Raw genomic sequence first — 20224 nt, 5'->3', positions numbered from 1 at the left:
TCGTTTCCGGTTTATACTCTTACTGCGGCATTTGAATCTGCTACGGCAATGAACAACTTCCCCGCTGAGGCGACGACCTTTTGGGGTCGCGAGCAGGAACTCAAGGACGTCTGTTCGGAGTTCCGGCGCACGAACCTGCTAACGCTCACCGGCACCGGGGGCGCGGGCAAAACGCGCCTGGCCCTGCGCCACGCTGCCGCTCAGTCAGATTCGTTCACCGACGGAGCGTGGCTGATCGAGCTGGCTCCGCTCACAGAGCCGTCCAATGTGCCGCGCGCTTTTGCCGAAGTGTTCAATCTTCGCTGCGATCCAGGCGTGTCGCTCGAAGATTGCGTCACCGAATTTCTAAAGGAGAAAAAAACTCTGCTAGTAATCGACAACTGCGAGCACGTGCTCAAGGCCGTCGCCGACCTAGTCGATCAAATCCTCGACACCTGCCCCGGCGTGCGGATTTTGGCGACGAGCCGCGAGTCGCTGCGCAGCGACCGCGAGACGATGTACGCCGTGCCGTCTCTACCAGTGCCGGTCGGGGACGAGTTTGAGTCAGTGACGCAAAGTTCGGCTGCCCGGCTCTTCGCCGATCGGGCAGCCGCAGTTAAAGAGTTTGTCTTGGACAAGGAGAATGCGCGCGCAGTAGCGGCGATCTGCAGGCGGCTCGACGGCATCCCGCTAGCGATCGAGCTAGCGGCCGCCGCGACCAAACGCATGAGCGTTGAAGAGCTTGTCCTCTGGCTCAACCGCAAGTTCCTCGTCCTGACCGGTGGGACTGACACTCCGCGGAAGCGACATCAGACCTTGCGCTCGCTGATCGACTGGTCGCACGACTTGATGGACGACGGCGAAAAGACCGTTTTCCAGGCCGTTTCGGTATTCCGTGGCGGATGGACGTTGGAGACCGCCGCGCGCGTTTGCGTTATCGGCGGCATTGACGACGTGGACGTTCCTGATTTGCTGTCGTCGCTTGTCGAGCGGTCGCTCGTCGTGAGGGAGGACGGTCGGTTCCGGATGCTCGAGGCGATCGACGAGTACGCCGGCGACCGGCTTTCGGAGTCAGGTTTCGGAGACGCAGTGCGCGATGCGCACGCTCGCGCTCTTATCGAGTTTTGCGAGCATGCTCAGGCTCATCTCAATGGCCCCGACCAAGCCAAGTGGTTCGCCCGAATCGACCGCGAGCACGAGAACATTCGCGCTGCCCTTGCTTGGCTGACCGGAGGAGGCGCCGAGCCAACAGCCGCGCTTCGACTTGTCGCGTCCGCATGGCAGTTCTGGGCAGGGCGCGGCCACCTTACCGAGGGGCGAGAATGGACCGAGTCCGCGCTATCCCTTGAGGACGGTCGTGTGCCGTTTTCAACATTGGGCAACGCGCTTTTGGGCGCCGGATCGCTTGCACGGCTGCAAGGCGACTACGACCAAGCTTCAGCCCGACTGGCCCGCGCCGCTGAACTCCTGAGGCGGTGCAACGAACGCAAGGGGCTCGCGTGCGCGCTCGCCACGCTCGGTATCGTTCGCACGGACCAAGGGCGAAAGGGCGACGCGCGCAAACTGTACGAGGAGGCCATCGACATTCGACGCGATATTGGCGACACGAGCGGAATAGCAAGCTGCTTGAACAGCCTTGCGGCGCTGGCGATCGAGTCCAGCGACCCTCCGCTGGCAATAAAGCTGCTCGAAGAGTGCCTGCGACTGCACATCGAGGTCGGTGACAAGAACTTCGTCGCGCTCACGAAGAAGAACCTCGGAACCGTTGCCGAACACCTCGGCGATTACGACCGGGCGATTGCGCTGTACGAAGAAGCGCTCGAAGGGCATCAGCAAGTCGGCGACCGCGGTCGTGCGGCCGCCGCGACCGCGCACATCGCTACCATTGCGATGAAACAGGGTGACTACAAGACTGCGCGGATGAAGTTCGAGCAGTGTCTGGAAGTGCGTCTTGAGATCGGTGATCGCCGCGGGCATGCCGATCTGTTAGGCGACCTAGCCGTTATCGACATGTGGACGCGAAACTACAGCTCTGCACGAAAAATGGCGGAGGAGAGCTTGAGCATTCGGAGAGGGCTCGGCGACCTGTGGGGCATCGCAAGCTCGCTGCACTATCTCGGCATCGTCACACTGCTCCAAGGCGAGATCGAAACCTCGCGCTCTGCGCTCAAAGAGTGCCTGGAGTTGCGGGAGGGCCTGGACGATCGACGCGGTGCAGTGTACACGCGGCTTTGGCTGGGCAACGCCGCCCTTGCATCCGGCGACCATGATGCGGCCAGAGCAGAATACGAAGCGTCGCTGACAACGTTCCTCGATGTAGGAGACCGGGTCGGAGTGGCACAGACGATCGAAGCGTTCGGCCGGCTGGCTGCAACAAGCTGCCCAGGTTGCGCCGTTCGTATGCTGGCTTACGGCGATGCGAGGCGCAGGGAGCTTCAGTCCAAGCACACGCCGCACGAGAGTGATTGGAACGAAGAAGCCCTGAAGCTAGCGAAGGACGAAATCAGCGAAGAGTTCTTCAAGGGGTGCTGGCGCAAGGGTGCGAAGATGACAGGCGAAGAAGCTGTCGAGTGCGCGCTTCGAGACCGGCGCTGAAACTCAAAGGGGCGTCACCTCGCAAACGAACCGTCATGCGGCGGGGAGAACTAGCACGAACACCGTGTCCCGAAGATAGACGACCAGTCGACCGTCGGTGAGAAAACCGACCGGCCTCGGCACATCGTCGACGCCCTTCGGGTAGCTCGCCTGCCAGACAATCGATCCGTCGCGATCCAAGGCGACGACTCCGTCTGGGTGGAACACGTACACGAACTTCCCATCGTACGCAAAGGTAAGCGCGAAGTCGCTTTCGAATCTGACCTCTGCCATAGTGAGAGGGCGTCCGGTGTCCGTGTAGTAGCTGATGACCAACTCGTCGAACTCTAGACCGTACGGTTTGTCGATTATTGCGATCTCTTTGTTTATGCCGACGTATCCTTGACCTTCAATCCAGCGCTCGTCCGGCCTGCGGTTGATTCTGTAGACCTCCTCGCCATCTGCATCGAAGAGGCCAAGTCCGCTCCACTTTGCGCCCGGCGGCCTCTTGTTCAGAGGCGGATACTCCTTATCCGTCGAGCTCGTCATGTCGAACAACGTAAGTCTCGCCGACTGGAGATCAAGCCTTTTACCCTCCGGCGAAAACCGAATCTTTCCTTCCAGCTTGAACGAGGTTATGAAAACGTGTCCGTCGTCGCTCACGTCGAACCGTGTCCAAGGAGGCGACTGCTCGAAGTCATCCGCCCCAACCACGTACCTGCGCACCAGCTCTCCTCCAGGAGTGAAGCCGTAGACCGTCCCTGACATGCGATCCATGAGAAGAATCAGCGAGTCGCCGAAAACGTTTGTATCAGCAACCTCAGAGAGTTCCACTCCTGAGCGGTCGGCGCCGGTTTCGCTGGAGACGACCCCTTCGCTATCGAGTTCGACCAGGACGTCGTCGGCCAAGAGGCAGACAGTGCCGTCCTGCCTGATGATCGGGATTCCGAAAATGTAGAAGTCCCGACCGTCCTTGAACTTGTGCGCCAACTTCACCTTGACGTTGAAGCTGAGATCTGTGAACACGAGCGACTCCATTGAGCCAAAGTTGTTGATCAGCCAACCGTCTCGAACCGGGACCATATCGGTGACGTACATGGAGCCGTCGTCCCAAAGCTCCTCCAAGTTGTACTCGCGCAAGAATTTTCCGCTCTTCAAGTCATACACAGAGACTTCGTCGGCGATGTTCTCAAGAACGAAGACCTCATCGCCGCGAATGACGACGGCCTCTGGCGACATGATTTCGCCTGGATCGCCTCTCCACCCGTCCTGCACGATCCGCCACAGAATTTTGCCGTGCAGACCGTAAACCGCAACCAAGTCCGCCGAGGAGTATTGGCTCGGCAAGGCACCGTAAATTGCGAAGCGTCCTTGTGACGCCGACAGACCGCCAATCCTCGTCCCGCCGAGCGTGGCGATCTGCGTGTGTGCGCCGTTCGACAAATCGACTCGGTGAATCTCCGCAGGAATTTTGCGGTCGTTGTAGCTCACAGTCACGAGATAGACCGTTCCTTCAGCACGGCAGAAGTGGACTTCTGAACTGTCCGGATCTGGCAGAAACTCAAGCTCTGATTTGCCAACGACTCCACCACGTTTATCGATCTCGATAAGCCCGCTCCAACGCTTGTTGTGCTTCAGAACGACGTAGTTTCCGTCTGCCGTCAGAGCAAACTCCCGCGCTCCCGCGACCGCGCTGGGCTCTGTCGTTACCGGATTAAACGACGAGGCTACGGTGATCTTTTTGACAGGTGCGCTTCTCCAGTCGATCGGCTCAGGTTTTTCAGCCTCTGTCTCTGGAGGTTTGGAGCCGATCTCCGAGACCTTCCAATCTGGAGCGGCACCGACTTCGTATGAAAACTCCCTTTCCAGAAGAACGCTGCGAACAGTAAACGTTCGATCTCCCATCGAGACGACCGTCCCTTCGCGCTGAACCATAGTTGAGAGCTCCGAATGGTCTTCCTTGCGGAACTCCTTTGTGTAGTCGTCCGGCAGGCTCATCTCCCAAATGGTCGATCCGTCAACTCGGGTCAGCGTGAAGCGCGTCCCATACCTCAACCCTCCAGCCGCTTCATACCACTGCGTCAGCACAAGCGGGGTACCGGGCAGATTCTCCGCAAACGATCGCACCCTGTTCGTACCTTCATACTGCGCAGGATCTGCGCCCCGGTTGATGGTTCCATGCTCTAGATCTACGAGCCAGACACCCGCCATCGAAGTGTTGTTTCCTGTCGCGCGAACGTCGATGAGCGCCTGCGCCGTCGGCGCGACGAAGACTATTCCAGTCGCGGTCGGCGACGGGGAAGCGTGCAACATCCGACCAAATTCGCGCGTCCAGATCTTCTGAACAACGATCTCGCCAGCGGCGTCAAAGATCGCCAGCACAAGCTCTCCATCGCCCTCAGAATCGCTCGGACCGAACCCCTCGTAGCCAAACGTGTAACCGAATCCTGCGAAGGTGCCGTCGTCTGCTATCCACACTTCGACAAACGTAAGTGGCAGGTCCTTTTCCCAGACGACTTCACCCTCTTTCCTCAGCCGGTACTTTGCCGGGCCGATTCCATATCGGTGCGAAGGGACGACCTTGATGTGCCAGTCCTCCGAGAGCGAAGTCGCCTCGCTGACGTCGGTATTCCGCCAGAATCGCTGGCCCGGAACCACTTCCGACGCCGTAAGACGCCCTCCGCCACTTATTGCGAGTACCAACAGCACTGCGCTCATCGTCATGCTTTTCATCTTCTCCTCACGGTGATATCTTATCAGAAATCACGTCTGGTAGACCTGATGCAGTGCAAACGAGTGGCAGGAAACCTGCATTGCGAGCAAGCCCCCCTCCATTGTTGTGCGGGTCTCCTGAGCATCACGCATTGCGTCGATGCTCCTGATTTTCGAATGCACGACACTCCTATCTTCGGCGCGTCAAGCCGCGCCGATTGAAAGCGCGGTCAAGCCAGCGCACTCCCAAAAAAATCAGTCCGCAGGCACGAGCCGGATGATCTTGTCAGGACCGTTCAGGATCACGTAAACCGTGCCGTCTTTGTGCACCGCGATGTCTCGCACTCGGCCAAGGCCGTGCAACAGCTCCTCTCGCTCGACCATCTTTCCGTCCTTCATGCGGAAGCGGTCGAGGTTGTTGCCGACTAGGCCGCCGGCCAGCAGGTCGCCCTTCCAGTTAGGAAAAGCTTCGCCGTCGACCACGTCAAGGCCCGACGCGCCGGTCGAAGGCAGCCACCGGAACACGGGCTGCACGTAATCCTCTCCGTCATAGTTCCAAGGAATCCGGAAAGGAGAGTCGTTGTAGTTGATGCTCAGCGCCTTGATCGGCCAACCGTAGTTGCTGCCCTTCACGATCAAGTTGACCTCGTCCCCACCACGAGGGCCGTGCTCGGTGTCCCAAAGAACGCCGTCGAGGTCGAACACCAGGCCTTGGTGGTTGCGGTGGCCGGTCGACCACATCGGATTGCCCTTGACAGGGTTGTCGGCGGGAATGGAACCGTCGAGATTCAAACGCATCACCTTGCCGTACGGCGTCGAGTCGTCCTGCACGCGCATGTTCGTGCCGCGCTCGCCCATGCCGAAGAACACGTGCCCCTCGCCGTCGAACACGATCTTGCATCCGAAGTGCACACTTGCGGTACTGTAGAACTCTTGCCCGGCCTCCCAAATCGTCTCTTGGCTAGTCCATCTCGCCGCTGAACGCGTCGCAACGATCTTTCCGCGATACAGCCTTGTCATCACGCCGCGCCCTGCCTTCACCGGGTCGGCGACCGATATGTAGACCCACCCGCTAGAGTGCACCGAGACCTCCATCTGGCCGCCCTGATTTCGCTGAACCACCGGCGGCAGACCGGTGACGTCGGCGATCTTCCTGCCGCCCTGATAAACGTGCATCCCGCCCGGGCGGTTGGTGACCAACATCAGCCCGTTTGGCAGCCAGTCGAGCGACCAAGGCGTGCTAAGCCCGCTCGTGACGACGTCTTCAACCCTAAACTTGTGCCGCTGCGACAAGTACACGCCATCGACAGATCTTGGCGACCCGTCGCGCCTGCGGAGAAACCGCGATTGCAACTCACGAATGTGAACGACCAGCGACCAGACAAGCTCGTCGCTCATCGTCTCGCCGTACGCATCCATTCCGCCGTCGGGCGAACCGTTCTTGATCGTGTCGTAGAACTGCCGGTCGTAATCCTGTCCGAACAGCTCTCGCGTCAAGAGAGTTTGCGTACCGGCACCGCCGCCGTTGCCGTTCTCGCCGTGGCAGCTGGCGCAGTTCTCCACCCACAGCTCCGTCACCCTGACCCGCTGTTGCCTCTCGTTTGAGTCGTCGGCCCGTGTAAAAAACGAACACGATGTTGCGCCGACGACGGCGACCACCATGAAGATAAAGCTCTTGGTCACCTCGGGAATGTACCCGCAAGGCGCGTTTCGAACAAGGTCGGGCCGTTTTACCGATGGGGTATTACGGCATTGGAGACAATCAATGATGAGAAGAAGGCACAGACAAAGTGGGTTCGCGTCCGTTGCGATACTTGCGGCGGCGATGGTCGCGCCGTTCGCGGCTACGGTCAAATTGCAGCCCGGATTCGTCGATCAGTACCGACACCGCGTGACGATTTCTGCGACCTTGGCGGTGGATGGCGCTCACGATGCTCCAAAATCGCTCGCCGAAGATGGAGACATTCACATCGCCGGTAGAAGCCCCGACATCGGGCTCCGCGTCGTCGCCGAGCCGATGAACGCATACGAAGAGTGGAGAGCCGTCACTCTGGCGAACCAGCTCGAAGAAACCGGGGGCAGCGTGAGCGTCACCGGCGTCTACCGCATTTGGCCCGAGCATCCGGGAACGAACACGTTCACGCAGGGCGAGCCGCTCGATCCGGAGCCCGGCACCAACCCCGATCACATCTTTGAGATACACCCGCTCACGAAGTTCGGGCCGTACGATCTTCTGCACACGCTGCGCATGATCCCCGGCGATCTCACGGGCGACCTTGGCTTCAAGTACAAGAATCCAGTCGACGCGTTTGCGAAGTACAACAGCGCAACCTGCACGATCAAGTACACGCCCGGCGACGAGTTCTACGAAATCGAGATGAGTCAGGTCGGCTACAACTACGTCGCGATCGCGATCGTGCCCGACTTCGATACGATGATGGTGGTCGAAGACGGCACGTTCGTCGAAGCGAAGGTCTTCAACTGGAACGGAGATGATATCCAGGATGCAGTCCGCATGGTCTTCGTGCGGGGCTCTGAGGCCGAGCGCGCGCTGCAGAACTCCGCCCGAGTTCGAACCGTCAGCCGGAAACCAATGCGGATTCTTGCCATGCCGCGCCTGTCGTTCCAACGGATGTGGCAGCTCGCCAAGGACAACCCCGGTTCGGTCACTGCGCCGACCCCATTTGAAATGGTCGTCGTCGGTTACGCAGGTATCGCCAGAAGAAGGTTCTAGCGACCGATCTCGAATTTCTGCCCAGGCTTGAGGCCGGGGACGTAGAACTCGACGTAACCGAGCAGCATCTCCTCATCCGTCTGGTCGCCCCAGCGGACGGTCGCGGTCGGGTCGGGGTTTGCAGGGTTGTTCGCGCTGTTGTCGAACCATCCGGTCGCAGTGATCACGCTTCCCTTCGGCAGGAGCTTCGCCTCGCGATACCGATACACGAGCTGCCAGTTGAAGTCGTAACGCGGCACGTCCAGCAGCACCTCGGTTCGTCCATCCGGGTACTCGACTTCGTATCTGAACGCCTTGCCGCGTAAGTGCATGTGCGGCAGAAACCCGGTGACCATGATGTCTCGTGGGAGCGTCACCGAATTCGAGTCCGAGTGTTTGGGAGCGCCCGGAGGTATCTCAAACCGAAAGTTTGCCAGCCCGTGAACTCGTATCTCGTGCTCTGTCGGCTCCTCTGCGAATCTGAGCGCGAGCTCAGTCTGGTCCTTCGTCGCAACGCCGTTTGGCGTGTAGTGAACTTGGAACATCAGCGTCGCGCCGGCGGGCAGCAACTTCGCGAACCCGTCTGGGAACTCTATGCTGTTGGTTCCTGGAACATAGCCTGCGAAGAAACCGAGCCGGGCGTCGAGGCTGAGAGTCGGCCTGCCGGTTTTGGGGTCGGTTGCCATTACGAACACGAGGACGTGGTGCACGACCTCCCCGTGGGTCGGCTTGATCTCCAATGCATCGATCCACTTGTCTTCCTCAAAGCCAGTCTCTACGCGGAAGTACTTGTACGGCATCTGCCCGGTCGCCTTGACGTCGACGACTTCGGGAATCGAGAACACAGCGTCCGGCTCGCCGATTTCCCACTTGTTGTGGAACACGAGCGGTTTGGGCGCGTCGTCACGGTCGCCTTCTGGCGTGCCGCCGTCGATCCACGTCATCAAATCCGCCTTGTCCCGCGCGCTCAAAGTGCGATCGTTCGCCCACGGGCTGTGACCGTCCTCCGCCGGCGCGGCAAACCACGGCGGCATCGTGCCGTTGTTCACGACAAACTTGATCATGCCCTTGGAGTTGTCCGCCTTCGCGTAGGTGTCGAGCGCGAACGGAGCGACGCCGCCGTCTCGGTGGCAGGTCACGCAGTTGCGCTGCAGAATGCGTGCGACTTGGTCGTAGTAAGTGACCCTCCGCTCGATCTTCGGCGCATCGACCATGAGCAAGCAGCCTGGCGCTGTGGTTGCTTCTACGGCCGGTCTTTCGCCAGCCAGCATTGCGTCGATCGCGTCAGCTAGATACGTGTTCCTCGGCGCGTCGTTCTGATAGCCAAGGCCGTACTGATCGTCCACCGCGCCGCGATAGACGAGCGTCTTCGCCGCGTCGAGCAGGAAGACTTCAGTCGTTGTCCTCACGCCGAGTTCTGCGGCAATCCTGCCTTTGGGGTCCCATATGTACGGACCGTCAAAACCGTGTATGCGCACAGCCGCCTCGATGTCGTCGCGCTCGTCGGCGCTGCTAGAGTTGACGAAGATAAAGACGATCCCCTGATCGCTAAATCGATCCTCGAGCGCCGCCAAAGTTGGCGCGAACTTTTGGGTCACCGGACATGTCAGGTCTGTCATTGCGACGACATACCCCTTGGCCTCCGGCGCAGTCTCGAGTGAGAAAGTCGAGCCGCTGATCGTGTCGCCGGACACTCCTCGCACCAGCCGGCCGATCCCGCTTTCCGCAGCATCTACGACCTTGGGACCAACCCGAATCGGGGCCTGTTGGCTGCTCGCCACGACCGCTCCTACGGCGCTCACCCCGGCACACACCAGCCACAAAATCTTAGAAGGTTCGACCATCACCACACACGTCCTCTCCACTAGAGTATCACGAAGTAGGCCTGGGTTGGTTTCGGATACGCCTGGTTTTGGGCCGGAATTGATTGAAACAGTGCTCCACGATCAGCCTGTGTGAACCAGGCGATTCCAATTTCGTCCGTCAGTACATGGTGCGTTTCGCGTCAGTTCTCGCCGCTCTTGCTCTCTGTTTGGTCGTCGCGGGGCAGGAGTTCCACGAGGGGCTCTCCTACGGCGACAGCGACCAGCAGAAGATCGACTTGTGGATCGCCGATACTGAGGAGCCCGCGCCGCTGGTGATCTTTATCCACGGCGGCGGTTTTCGTGGCGGGACTCGCAAGCAGATCCGTCAAACCGTAGTCGAGCAGTTCCTGAGCCAGGGGATATCGTTTGCAAGCATCGATTATCGGCTGACCGACAAAGGGCCGTACCCGATGCAGATGCACGACGCCGCGCGCGCGGTGCAGTGGCTGCGAGCGAACGCGGCGAAGTTCAACCTTGATAAGGAGCGCGTCGCCGCTTACGGCGGCTCCGCCGGCGCGTGCATCTCGATGTGGCTCGCGTTCCACGACGACATGGCTGATCCGCGATCTGACGACCCGGTCTCGCGCGAATCGACGAGGCTGATCTGTGCGGGCTCTACAAACGGACAACCGACGCTCGATCCGCGTACGTTCTACAAGTGGTTCGACGTAAGAATCTTGGTTCCGCACCCTGCGCTGCTGCCACTCTTCGACATCAAGTCTTACGACGAAGTTGAGAGGCCGGAAGTGCGGAAGTTGGTCGAAGACGCGTCGCCAATCACGCATTTGACCAAAGACGACGTTCCCGTTTTCCTCAGTTACGGCGGGCCGGACTCTGTTGTCACAGATAAAACGAACCCAGGAATTTGGGTTCACCATCCCCGCCTCGGAATCATGCTCAAAGAGCGAATGGACGCGATCGGAATCGAGTGCCACGTGCAGTATCGCGACGGCCCAGCGGTTACTGAGTACCGCAACTTGACGGCGTTCCTAATCGCGAAGCTGAAGGGCTAGAGTCTTAGGTTTTCGATTGCTGCTTAAGGTGCCGATGCATCGCGCAGTGGGATCGAGATTAGCTTGACGGTGCTCGACTGGCCCGTCCGCGCCACTGCTTAGTTACCCGACACTGTCTCGGCTAACTTGACAAACTCCGTATCGGCTCGTCGCCACCGGTACGGCCATGACGGAAGAGCGCTGTACCAAGGCCGCACGGATAGCAGTGTTCCCACAACGTACGCGGCGACGGCGATTTGAACAGTGTGAGAATCGACCCAAAGGATCTGGAGAGTATAGAGAGGATCGGGGAAAACCAAGTGTGGCACAGGCTCCACAGGCCCCAGTCGAGAAAGAAGGATCGCATAGATCGCGATGTAGACGAGGCTGACGATCGTTGTGCCTGGCATGATCCCGGCTCCTACACCGACACCGATGATCGGCCATAGCCGCAGCCCCCCATAGTTGCGGGCGAAGAGCAGCCCGACCCCTAGACCAAAGAACAGGGCCGCGGCGAATTCAAGTATCGCCAGCTCCCGGAAGTAGCCGGCTGACTCGAAGACGCGCGGCAAGTCGGTTGAGGCTGCAGCGATCAGCCCGAAGGAGTAGTTGATGAGCTTCTGCATCGCAATCATGCAGCCCAGCGAAAAAACGACTAGCGCCCAGCCCACCGCGTCCGTGTACCTCCGCACGCGCACGACCCGGCGTTTGCCTTCGCACATATTCAGCAGAGCATGAACAGTCGCTTCTCCATCGCGCCGCTTGCTCAATCCAAACCGAAACCTGTACCAAGGCAGGACACCGTGCTCAACAATGAAGGCACCGGGCTTCCCAGGCGTTCTCAGCTCTTTGACGCTGAGCACGTTTCGCCACTTAACGCTAAAGAGAGGCAGCCCGCGCCCAAGCCCCACGGTCATTCGGTCAGGACTCAAGGCCAACGTCGCGCAAGTCTTCCATGCAGCAACGAAGAAGGGAATGATGAGAACTGACAGTGACACAACGACACTCGGGATAAAATCGCGATAGTAGTTGGCTCGCTCAAACCACTCCGAGGCGTCCGATCCTAGGACCTCCACAGACCCCGTCCAACCAAGCAACAGGGAAAAGTGGTCGAAGATGTTGTACTGTTCCAGCAACATCGCGAGGAAAACGGCCAACGCCCAACCATACACCGGACGCCATCTTCCTCCGATAGGATGAGCGCCATCGCTGTCGCCCGTCCTGTGAAGAGCGAGCAACCACATCGCGAGGGCCATGACCAGCATCAGGCGAAGATCGAGCGCCTCGAGCGGAAGCAAGAGAATGTATACATAGTCGAAGTTGCTCAAGCTGTCTGCGTCGATGAATTGCATCGCGTTCGGCAGCCAGCCCACGCCGCTCAGCCAGAGCGAGAACGCTCCCAACACGGAGATCCAAGTCAGCAGCGAGAGCCAGTTCGAAAACTTGGTGTCCTTCTTTACGCTTGCCATGAACAGCAGCGACGTCACGAACATCAGCATGAGCCAGGGCTGAAGCCCCCTTGCTAACAGGAATCCCGGCACAGACTCGAAGGGCACCCATCCTATCTCAGAAATGAAAAACGTGAGGAGTGCTGGCACCCACAGATAACCGACCAGCTGCGGTATAAATCGCCGGACGGCTCCTTGAACTTTGACAAGTCTCTGCGTCAATCCCATTTGAGTTCCCCGACGCTCATACTACTCGCTCGTCCGGAGTTCAGGAGCGCCTGACGTTGGGCCAGACATCGAACAGTTCGCGCACCTTCGCAATGTCAAAGCTGGACACGCTCTGCAACCGGTCGACAACCTTGAGCGTCGCGTTCTTGCGCTCTTGCATTTGCGTGGTGCCGGCCCGTCCTCTAAGAGCCCGCGACCTTGATCGAGAACAGCTTGAGGGTGCACGACTTGCCCTTCAGCTCCGCTTCGCAGCACTCGACGTACTCGAACCGGTCCCGCGTCATGTGCATGACCGCCTCTTCGACAAGCAGCGGCACTCCCGCGCGCTTGGTCTCGTCCTGGATCCGCGAGGCTGTGTTGACAACGTCGCCGACGATGTTGTCCGACGAGCGGTTGTAATAGCCGATCTTGCCGATGACCGCGCGGCCGAAAGCGATTCCTACCCCGGTGCGCGTGGCATAGCCGAATTCTGGCAGAGAATACTTGGAGAAGACCTCCGCAGCTTCGACGATCTGCAGCCCCGCCGTCACCGCTCTGGCAGACGAGGACCAATGGTCCTCGTCCTCGAATATGCAGAGCGCCCCGTCCCCGAGGAACGCGACGATCTGGCCGTGGTTCGCCTCCACGATCGTGCCTATGCGGTCGAAGAACCGGTTCAGCAGGTGGACGACGTCGAAAGGAAGGCTCCTCTCAGCGAACGGCGTGAAGTCCCTGAGGTCGGTGAAGAGCACGGCCAACTCGCTCTCGTAGGCCATGCCTTCGGCGAGGATCGGACGGTGCTCGGGGTGCTCGGCGAGCAGGCAGCAGACCTTGATCGGCCCTGTCGGGCGAAGCTGGCAGGCGAGCCGCGTCTTGGAATCGTGCCCTCGGAGTGCGAGCGCCTCGACTTCCGCCTGCTCAGGCTCTGGGCAGAACTCGCGGCCCTCGACGATCCCGATGCGGCAGGTCGTGCAGCGCCCGTTCCCGCCGCAGGCGTGAAGGTGGTCGATGCCGTTGCGGATCGACGCCTCAAGGACCGACTCGCCCTCGAAGGCTTCGACCACCTGACCGTCGCTGTACTCGATGCGGGGAATCCTTCGCCTCCGGCGGCAAGCATACCGCTCGCTCAGGCGATGGAGTCGTTGCAGAACATTGGACGCACGCCTGCCATGTCAACGCTCGACACGCTTTCCAGCCCGTCCACGACTTCGACCGCCGCGCCGTTGCTCTCCTTCATTTGTTCGGCTACGTCGGGACGCATTCCAAGCGACTCGCCGTCGAACTTGATCACGCAAAATCGAAGAGGCCTGGGGAAGGGGATTGGCCGCGACCCTCAACCGTCGCACCTCTTGCGACGCTCTTTCAGCCCTTGACCCTAGATCCCCGTTCCTCGAGGGCGAACGGCGCGACAGCCCGTGAGCCCGAGCTATGGATGGGTCGTCCGCTTCGCTGTCGCCAATTGGTCACCCTCGTTCATCGCTCAGCACTCGGCACTCATCCCTCGGACGTGTCGCTGGCTGCGCTGACTCGCGATTCTGACTCTTGCCTTCGGCTGACACTGCAAGACGAGCCGATTCATCGGTCGTCACTCGACCATCGACCCTCGATCACAAAGGCGAACGGCGCGACAGCCCGTGAGCATCCGAGGCGGTGCCTGCGATATCGCGGCTCGCGAGGTCCTTTCCTTCGTCTCCGCTCAGGACAGGCTCGCTCAGGATGACAGCTCGCTCTCCCGATCAATCAGGCAGGAACTCGGTCTTCACGACTCTCCCTTCCTCGAAAAAAACCCTGCCCCAGTCGGCGTTGTACGAAGCGGATTTGCTCCAGCGGTACGTCATATTCCCCTTGGCGACCTTGCGCTCCTCTCCAGTTGGATAGGCAGGCACGACGCGGTCCAATCCGCGACCAAAACCGAGCATGTAACCGTCCATAATCTGGTCGACTTCGTCGATCGTCATGCCGACCTGAATGCTGTTAAGCTTGGCGATGAACTGCTTTCGGGGGTGCCAAGGCGTCAGCATCATTCCAAAGTAGAGAAGAACCGCCAGCGCGCAGACTGCGACCTTCCACCGCGCGAAGTGAAACAACACGAACGGGAGAACGAAGACGATGGCACCAAGGACGAACCCTGTGAAGTACAAGTCCCATCCGGTGCCAACGAAGATATCCATTTTGCCCGCGAACCAAAGCCAGCCCGCGATGGCCAGCAAGAAAAGAACCGCGGACGCCTTTCTCTTCTGTTCTTGGGTCCAGCCTTTCTGCTCCTGATCCATTGGTCTATCTACACAGTACACGGGAATTCGCGCCAATGGCTGAGTTGGACAACGTTGGATCAATTTTCATCAGAGCATATCCAACATCCGCGAACGGCGCGACAGCCCGTGAGCATCCGAGGCGGTGCCGGCGATATCGCGGCTCGCGAGGTCCTTCGTCAGACTCAGGATGACTGCTCGCCCTGCCGTCTCACCCGTAACCCGTAACCCGTTTCCCCGAACCCCGCACCGTGTATGCTATGGTCCAGCAACAGCATGGCTAAATCGGAAACGCTCTACGAGAAGGGCTTTGGGAAGACTTCGCGGCGAGACGCGTGGTGGTTAACGCCGACCGCGACGTTCGTCGTGCTCTCCCTTTTCGTCGTTTACTCCACCTGGGCGGCGCTCCAGAACGCGCACTACTGGCATGGCAACTACCTGTCGCCGTTCTATTCGCCCGAGATCTTCGGCGCCTCGCACCACTCGCTCTTCGGCCCGAAGCCCGGCTGGTGGCCAGCGTTCATTCCATTCTCTCCAGCCTTGATCATCCTCCCGTTCCCGGCGCTGTTCCGGTTCACGTGCTACTACTACAGGGGCGCGTACTACAAGGCGTTCTGGGCCGATCCGGTCGCCTGCTCGGTCAGCGAACCTAAAAAGGGGTACCGAGGCGAGAACAGCTTTCCAGGCGTCATGCACAACGTCCACAGGTACTTCGTGTACGTGGCCGTAATTTTCCTGTTCTTCCTCTCGCACGACGCCTACCTTGGCTTCCGATTTGAGGACGCCGCGGGAAACACGAGCTTCGGCATGGGCGTCGGCTCCCTAGTTCTGTTGCTGAACGTCGTCCTCCTCAGCCTCTTCACTTTCGGCTGCAACTCTATCCGCCACCTGATCGGAGGCTACAAGAACCGCCTCTCGGGAAACAAGCTCCAATCCGCCTGCTACTCCTGCGTTTCAGGGCTGAACCAAAGACATATGCAATACGCATGGATCTCCCTGTTCGGCGTGATGGGCGCCGACCTCTACGTCCGCATGGTTTCAATGGGCGTGATCACCGACGTGAGGTTCTTTTAATTGGCCGACTACAAGACCATCGAGCACGACGTGCTGATCATCGGCGCGGGCGGCGCGGGCCTGCGAGCCGCGATCGAGGTCTCTGCGGCAGGAGTCTCGGTCGGTGTCGTTTCCAAATCGCTTCTTGGAAAGGCGCATACGGTGATGGCCGAGGGCGGGGTGGCGGCGGCGATCGGCAACGTAGACGACCGCGACAACTGGCGCGTTCATTTCGCAGACACCATGCGCGGCGGGCAGTACATGAGCAACCCCGTCATGGTCGAACACCACGCCAAGGAGGCGCCTGCCCGGGTCTTGGAGCTCGAGAAATGGGGCGCGCTCTTCGACCGCACGCCGGACGGCAGAATCCTGCAGCGCAACTTCGGCGGCCACGCTTATCCGCGGCTAGCGCACGTCGGCGACCGCACAGGCCTCGAGATGATTCGCACGCTGCAAGACCACGGCATCCACCAGGGCATCGACTTTCACATGGAGTGCACGGTCGTTACGCTGCTGACGGACGGCGGCCGGGTCGCCGGCGCTTTCTGCTACTACCGCGAGCACGGAAAGTTCGTCGTGTTCAAAGCGAAGGCGGTCATCCTCGCAACGGGCGGGATCGGCAAGGCGTTCGCGATCACCTCGAACAGTTGGGAGTACACGGGCGACGGCCACTCGCTCGCTTACCATGCGGGCGCAGACCTGCTAGACATGGAGTTCATCCAGTTCCACCCGACCGGTATGGTCTGGCCGCCGTCGGTGCGCGGCATCCTCGTCACCGAGGGAGTGCGCGGCGAAGGCGGCGTGCTGCGCAACAGCGAGGGCAAGCGGTTCCTGTTCGACGACATCCCTGAGATGTACAAGAACCAGACCGCGAAAGACGAGGACGAGGGTTGGCGGTATGTCATCGGCGACAAGGATGCGCACCGCCCACCGGAGCTGCTCACGCGCGACCACGTGGCGCGCGCCATCGTCCGCGAAGTGAAGGAGGGGCGCGGGTCGCCGCACGGCGGCGTCTACCTCGACATCGCCTGGATCAAGGAGCACATCAAGGACGCGCCCGCGCACATCAAGAAGAAGCTCCCCTCCATGTACCACCAGTTCAAGGAGCTTGCGGGCGTCGACATCACCCAGGACGTCATGGAGGTCGGCCCGACGTGCCACTACATCATGGGCGGCGTGCGCGTGGACGGCGACACGCAGCTGTCCACCGTCCCAGGGCTCTTCGCCTGCGGCGAGTGCGCGGCGGGGCTGAACGGCGCCAACCGCCTCGGCGGCAACTCGCTCTCAGACCTGCTCGTCTTCGGAAAGCGCGCTGGCGAGCACGCCGCGGAGTACGCGAAGAACAACGGCGACGTCTCACTGGACCAGGGGCAGGCCGACGACGCCGCCAAGCTCGCTCTGGCTCCCTTCGACCGCGAGCCGAACGACGACAACCCGTTCCGTGTCCAGGAAGACCTGCAAAAGACGATGCAGGAGCTGGTCGGCATCGTGCGCAACGGGGACGATATGCGGCAGGTGGCCCCGAAGGTCGCCGAGTTCCGCGAACGGGGAAGGAAGGCCTCCATCACCGGCAACCGGGACTACAACCCCGGCTGGCACACCGCGCTCGACCTCGAACACCTTCTGACGATCTCAGAGACGATCGCCCTCAGCGCGCTCATGCGCAAAGAGAGCCGCGGCGGCCACTTCCGCGAGGACTACCCCGACAAGGACGAGCAGCAAGGCGGCGTAAACACTTTGATACGCAAGGTCGACGGCGCGATGCACGTCGAGCAGATCCCCAAGATCCCGGTCACCGAAGACCAGGCCGCAATCATCGAGGAGATGAAGTAGGCATTGAACTTGGGAGGGCGAGCGTCCCCGCGAGCCGCTTTCGAAGTGCGGTGGTTTATCACCGCTTTTGCTACCGCTAGATCCGTAGTTTGAATAGAAGCTCGAACACATGGAGCGCGGGCATTCGTCATCCTGAGCGGATCGGAGGGACCAAGTGACAAACTCAGTCCCCTCAATCGTCATCCTGAGCGGATCGAAGGAGCACGATTGAGGAGACGGCGCCTTCTCCTGACCTCCCGACAATGCACAGTCACGGTTCAAAAACGATTCAGGCCCGCTACTTCCCGTACAGAATGACTTCGTCGAATTCAGCCTTGACTGTCCAAGAGTTCAGCTCGACAGATAGGCCCCATCCATACCCCGTCCCCACGTCAGGCCTTCGGACGTACCAGACCCACTTCTCTTCTTCTATCATGTCTTCGGGACCTCCGTCAAAGCGCTTCCCGACAAGTTCCGGGTTGATCTCAAACGGGTGATTCCACCTTTCGCCCGTGCTGAACCGGGTTAGTTCGGGCCTGTGCAGCACGAGCACAATCTCGTTCTCGTCATAGTTCATGCTGTGCTCCTCAAGCTCCCGGGCTAAACCCCGCACGTCTTTGCTCTCCGGAAGCGCCTCGTTCACCATGACGTATTGCTGCAACGCCCTCTCTATGCGACGAACTTTCGTCCGTCGATTGTAGTCCGTCATGGCTTCCATCCCCTGGTATGGGTGCTCGGGAATGAGCAAGATCGCCAGGCCCACCGGCACAGTGGCCAAATGAACGACCAACACTCTCTTGACGAACCGCCAGACGTCCTCCGGCTTCTTCGCCCAGCGCCAGACGACCGACTCTAACCAGGCAGATGGCAGCGCGAAGACAGTAAGCAGAACGACAGCGTTCACGAATGGGTTCGGATCCATCCGAGAGCCAACGAAGCTCATGTGAAGGAACGGTGCAAACAGGCCGCCTGCGCCACACGCGACCCCCGTGATCGCGTTGGCACCGATCGACAGCAGAACGCTCTTCGTCCACGACAATTCGATCCATCGACCGATCAGCCAAGCCTCGAGCCCGACCATCACAACGACGTACGCGAACCAGTAACGCAGGTCCCACATCTCCAGCCCGAGCCCCATAGCGCCATTGGCCTGGGCGACCGTCGCCAGACAGAGGATCAGTGCTGCGACTCCCGCCTTGAACCGCATGCAGACAGTATGGACCGACGACTACTGGGTCTGCGCCCTGCACAGACAGTCCCGAACCGTGAAGCCGCCCGGCTCCGGTAGCCCCTTCCTGATCTGCTCGTCCGTGAACGGCGTCTGCGGCTCCAGGTCGGATGGAAGGCGGTCCTGCGCGAGCAGAGGTTCAACCAAACTCTCCGAAAGTATGCGCACCTGCGCCTTGGCAGCGAGCGGCACCGCCATCGTGCGCTCGAAGAACCACGACATCGCGCTGTGCACCCACACGGGCACAGAAAATGTCAATCGTTTCTTGCCGGCCACGCGCGAGATCCGTGCCACCGCCTCGCGCAGGTCCATCTGTTCCGGCCCGGTGATCGGAACAGTCTTGTTCGAGAGCCGCCCTTCAGTCAGCGACGACGACATGACATCGACGAGGTCTTCGACCGCGAGCGGCCGCACGGGCAGCGACCGGAAACCCACCAGCAGGAACACGGGAAAAGTGTGCAGCGCATGGGAGATGTGGTCGAGCATGTGGTCGCCCGCCCCGTAGATCACACCAGCCTTGAACACCGTGTAGTCGAGCCCCGACTTCTGCACGAGCAGCTCGGCCGCGTGCTTCGACTCGTGGTACGCCAATTTACAGTTTGGGCGTGCGCGCAGAAAACTGAGGAAGATGATCTTCCTTGCCCCCGCTCGCCGAGCCGCCTCGATCACGTTGGCCGTGCCCTTCACGTGTACGTGCTCATACGTTTGTGAGCCGATCTCCCGGTTGATCCCACCGAGATGGGCGACGGCCTCGCACCCTTCGAAAGCGCCGGGCAGAGCGTCTACGTCGCCGATACCGACAGGTTTGAACTCCATCCCTGCCGAACTCCGCACCGACTCGTCCCGCCGGTCCACCCCCCGCGAGACAAGCACAGCCTCGTGCCCCTGAGAGACTAGGAGCCGCGCCAGATGCCTCCCGACGAACCCAGTCCCGCCCGTGATCGCGACCCTCATACACCCATACTATCACAAGTTTCAGAAACTATTGAAACCAATGAGGCCGATGGGGTGGCACAATGGGCCCATGATCCGCGGCGTCCACACCATGTTCTACTCGTCCCAGGCCGAGGAGCTGCGCGCCTTCCTCCGCGACAAGCTCGGGTTCACCGCGACCGACGTCGGGGACGGCTGGCTGATCTTCGACATGCCCGAGGCCGACATGGGCGTCCACCCCACAGCCACCGACGACGCCCAGCCTTCAGGCACGCCGGCCATATCCTTCTTCTGCGACGACATCGAGCAGACCGTCGCCGAGCTGAAGCAGAAAGGCGTCGTGTTCAAAGACGGCATCAAAAACGAGGGCTTCGGCCTGACGACGTTCATGCAAGCCCCCGGCAACTTCCACATCATGCTCTACCAGCCGCTCTACAAGAAGTAAACCCGTTTACA

At 60.4% G+C, this 20224-nt stretch carries 15 protein-coding genes; 6 read left to right on the top strand and 9 right to left on the bottom strand.

Annotation, left to right across the window (positions count from 1 at the left end):
- The first annotated feature begins 48 nt into the window (after positions 1-48).
- Positions 49-2574, top strand: a complete 2526-nt coding sequence (locus tag IH944_08705) for a tetratricopeptide repeat protein (GenBank protein ID MCH7904629.1) — start codon at positions 49-51, stop codon at positions 2572-2574.
- A 33-nt stretch (positions 2575-2607) separates the two neighbouring features.
- On the opposite strand, the gene IH944_08700 is transcribed toward IH944_08705, so the two are convergent.
- A complete protein-coding gene (locus IH944_08700) occupies positions 2608-5286 on the bottom strand; it encodes a hypothetical protein (protein MCH7904628.1) in 2679 nt (892 codons plus the stop codon).
- Positions 5287-5520: 234 nt separating this feature from the next.
- A complete protein-coding gene (locus tag IH944_08695) occupies positions 5521-6948 on the bottom strand; it encodes a PQQ-dependent sugar dehydrogenase (GenBank protein MCH7904627.1) in 1428 nt (475 codons plus the stop codon).
- Between the two features lie 82 nt (positions 6949-7030).
- On the opposite strand from IH944_08695, the gene IH944_08690 reads away from it, so the two are divergent.
- Positions 7031-7999, top strand: coding sequence for a hypothetical protein (locus IH944_08690; protein ID MCH7904626.1), 969 nt, complete (start codon positions 7031-7033; stop codon positions 7997-7999).
- On the opposite strand, the gene IH944_08685 is transcribed toward IH944_08690, so the two are convergent.
- Positions 7996-9822, bottom strand: a complete 1827-nt coding sequence (locus IH944_08685) for a redoxin domain-containing protein (protein MCH7904625.1) — start codon at positions 9820-9822, stop codon at positions 7996-7998. The two genes, IH944_08690 and IH944_08685, sit on opposite strands and share 4 nt — an antisense overlap.
- Positions 9823-9905: 83 nt before the next feature.
- Here IH944_08685 and IH944_08680 point away from each other — a divergent pair, with 83 nt between their 5' ends.
- Positions 9906-10856 (top strand): alpha/beta hydrolase, encoded by a 951-nt coding sequence (locus IH944_08680; GenBank protein MCH7904624.1) that lies wholly within the window; start codon positions 9906-9908, stop codon positions 10854-10856.
- A gap of 98 nt (positions 10857-10954) precedes the next feature.
- On the opposite strand, the gene IH944_08675 is transcribed toward IH944_08680, so the two are convergent.
- The 4 genes from IH944_08675 to IH944_08660 form a co-directional block, all read right to left on the bottom strand.
- Positions 10955-12511, bottom strand: coding sequence for a hypothetical protein (locus tag IH944_08675; protein MCH7904623.1), 1557 nt, complete (start codon positions 12509-12511; stop codon positions 10955-10957).
- Positions 12512-12693: 182 nt separating this feature from the next.
- The gene (locus IH944_08670) at positions 12694-13554 is read right to left on the bottom strand and encodes an adenylate/guanylate cyclase domain-containing protein (protein ID MCH7904622.1); all 861 of its coding nucleotides are present in this window, start codon (positions 13552-13554) and stop codon (positions 12694-12696) included.
- A 62-nt stretch (positions 13555-13616) separates the two neighbouring features.
- Entirely contained in the window at positions 13617-13781 is a 165-nt protein-coding gene (locus IH944_08665) for a hypothetical protein (GenBank protein ID MCH7904621.1), read from the bottom strand.
- Positions 13782-14226: 445 nt separating this feature from the next.
- Positions 14227-14763: a hypothetical protein gene (locus IH944_08660; GenBank protein ID MCH7904620.1), complete on the bottom strand. Its 537-nt coding sequence runs from the start codon at positions 14761-14763 to the stop codon at positions 14227-14229.
- A gap of 255 nt (positions 14764-15018) precedes the next feature.
- On the opposite strand from IH944_08660, the gene IH944_08655 reads away from it, so the two are divergent.
- On the top strand, positions 15019-15816 hold the full coding sequence (locus IH944_08655; GenBank protein ID MCH7904619.1) for a succinate dehydrogenase: 798 nt from the start codon (positions 15019-15021) through the stop codon (positions 15814-15816).
- Positions 15817-17628 (top strand): fumarate reductase/succinate dehydrogenase flavoprotein subunit, encoded by a 1812-nt coding sequence (locus tag IH944_08650; GenBank protein ID MCH7904618.1) that lies wholly within the window; start codon positions 15817-15819, stop codon positions 17626-17628.
- 277 nt (positions 17629-17905) lie between these two features.
- Here IH944_08650 and IH944_08645 read toward each other — a convergent pair whose 3' ends face one another.
- The gene (locus IH944_08645) at positions 17906-18814 is read right to left on the bottom strand and encodes a hypothetical protein (GenBank protein ID MCH7904617.1); all 909 of its coding nucleotides are present in this window, start codon (positions 18812-18814) and stop codon (positions 17906-17908) included.
- A gap of 21 nt (positions 18815-18835) precedes the next feature.
- Positions 18836-19789 carry an NAD(P)H-binding protein gene (locus tag IH944_08640; protein ID MCH7904616.1) on the bottom strand — a complete coding sequence of 318 codons (954 nt, stop codon included), beginning with the start codon at positions 19787-19789 and terminating at the stop codon, positions 18836-18838.
- A gap of 70 nt (positions 19790-19859) precedes the next feature.
- Here IH944_08640 and IH944_08635 point away from each other — a divergent pair, with 70 nt between their 5' ends.
- On the top strand, positions 19860-20213 hold the full coding sequence (locus IH944_08635; GenBank protein MCH7904615.1) for a VOC family protein: 354 nt from the start codon (positions 19860-19862) through the stop codon (positions 20211-20213).
- The last annotated feature ends 11 nt before the right edge of the window (positions 20214-20224 follow it).

The organism is Armatimonadota bacterium (genome assembly GCA_022563855.1).
Lineage (GTDB): Bacteria > Armatimonadota > Fimbriimonadia > Fimbriimonadales > Fimbriimonadaceae > JADFMN01.
Note: the sequence above shows the minus strand (reverse complement) of the source record. Positions and strands in the feature narration are given on the sequence as shown.